The sequence below is a fragment of the Clostridium sartagoforme AAU1 genome (assembly GCF_000401215.1).
Classification (GTDB): domain Bacteria; phylum Bacillota; class Clostridia; order Clostridiales; family Clostridiaceae; genus Clostridium; species Clostridium sartagoforme.
The window spans coordinates 1-1884 of the sequence record NZ_ASRV01000259.1; the positions used below are offsets into that span (position 1 = coordinate 1).

The window sequence follows — 1884 nt, forward strand, 5'->3', positions numbered from 1 at the left end:
TGTTGAGTGCGTCCGATATCTAAATCAGAGATTTAGGATCTCACAGCATCTGGTGATGATGGCGTAGAGGAAACACTCCTTTCCATTCCGAACAGGAAAGTTAAGCTCTACAGCGTCGATGGTACTGCATGGGAGACTGTGTGGGAGAGTAGAACGTTGCCAGGTTAACAAAAAGACTTAAGATTTATCTTAAGTCTTTTTATTTATATAAAATTATTTGTTTATTTTGTTAAAACCAATCCTTTACTTCTTATGCAAGTACATTCTCTAGCTTCTTGCGTATGCAAGCATTGATATTTTACTTTTTTAGGTGATATTATTTCTTGTGACTTCTTTATGGTCTTTTCTTGTGAATTCATTTAATACACTCCTTATTAATTAATACATATAAACAATATTATATATCAACTAATATTAATTATCAATATATTGATATCATAAGTAAATGGAAAGTATGGTAAAATAAAATATATAACTCATATACAAGTTTAATAAGATTTATATCATATAGAATTTGTATATTTTAGTAATTTAAATTTTTTTCATAACGACATTTTGCATAGAACGCAGCACCTATCATTCCAGCAGAATCTCCAAGTTCAGCAGGAACTATTGAACAAGCTTCTGCTGATATTTTTAAAGCGTGATTTTTTATGACTTCTCTTGTTTTCTTTAATAATCTGTCTCCAGCTTTAGACATGCCTCCACCAATTATTATAATTTCAGGATTATACATGTTTATAACATTTACTAATCCATATCCTAATAATTCACCAGTTTCATATAATGTACTAATAGCAACAGTATCTTCTAAATCAAAAGCCTCAGAAATCATATTAGCTGTAATTTTATTATAATCATGATCTATCCAATCTGAAATAATACTTTTTTCACCCCTATCTAATTTATCTTTTAATGTTTGAATCATTCCAAGTGCAGAAACATAGCGGCCTAAACAACCAGAACTACCACATTTACAAGAACGACCATTACGATACATATTCATATGTCCAATTTCACCTACACTAGATGTGGCTCCATATAAGATATGTCCATCAATTATTATTCCTGCGCCTAATCCGGTACCTAATGTTAATAAGACAATATTATCTTTATCTTTTCCAGCACCAAAATATCGTTCACCATATAGATTAACACGTACATCATTATCAATGAATGTAGGAATATTTAACGTGCCTTCAATAAATTTTACTATATTTACATTTTCCCAATTATAAAAGTTAGGAGAAAACTTTGAAATTCCATTTTCAACATCAAGAATTCCAGGAACTCCTATACCTATACATATAATATCTTTGCTTGATAGGTTATGAGAAGTTAATAATGAAGACACTGTATTAGCAATTTTATTTATTACATAATCAGATCCTAAGATTGCTTTTGTAGGAACTCTAACCTCATGTATTTTAATAAAAGAATTATTAAATAAGGAAGTTTTAAGATTTGTTCCACCTAAATCTATACCTATATAAAACTTGTCCATGAATTATCCTCCATAATAGATTTTAATAATCAATAATAATTCTATAGGTAATATAGAATATTTTCTATGTAAAATATTTTGAAATTACAAACAAAATTATACTTTTTATTGTGTAAGGTGTAATAAGTAGAATATTTCATAAAATAACTACAGTATACTCTGAATAATCTGAAGAGTAAAATAAACATAACCTTGTATATCAATATGAATAAAACAAAGAAAATAAAAGAAATATAAAGTAATTACATAATAATAGATAATAAATAGGTATTTATAAATATTATTATCTATTATTAGATGATATTATGTAATACGTTGCTAGTGCAAATCGAATTAATAAGTTTAAGAAAAATTTAAAAAACTTATTGACAAGGAAATGC

At 27.3% G+C, this 1884-nt stretch carries 2 protein-coding genes and 1 rRNA gene; 1 reads left to right on the forward strand and 2 read right to left on the reverse strand.

Translation table 11 applies throughout. The annotated features are described in order from the left end of the window. The first annotated feature begins 48 nt into the window (after positions 1-48). Positions 49-165: ribosomal RNA gene (gene rrf, locus A500_RS19000) — 5S ribosomal RNA — on the forward strand. Between the two features lie 56 nt (positions 166-221). Here the strand turns inward: rrf and A500_RS20890 are convergent. Both A500_RS20890 and A500_RS19005 read right to left on the reverse strand, forming a co-directional pair. Beyond that, positions 222-359 carry a hypothetical protein gene (locus A500_RS20890; protein WP_172655000.1) on the reverse strand — a complete coding sequence of 46 codons (138 nt, stop codon included), beginning with the start codon at positions 357-359 and terminating at the stop codon, positions 222-224. Positions 360-523: 164 nt separating this feature from the next. After that, positions 524-1504, reverse strand: a complete 981-nt coding sequence (locus A500_RS19005; RefSeq protein WP_016209195.1) for an ROK family protein — start codon at positions 1502-1504, stop codon at positions 524-526. Between the last annotated feature and the right edge of the window lie 380 nt (positions 1505-1884).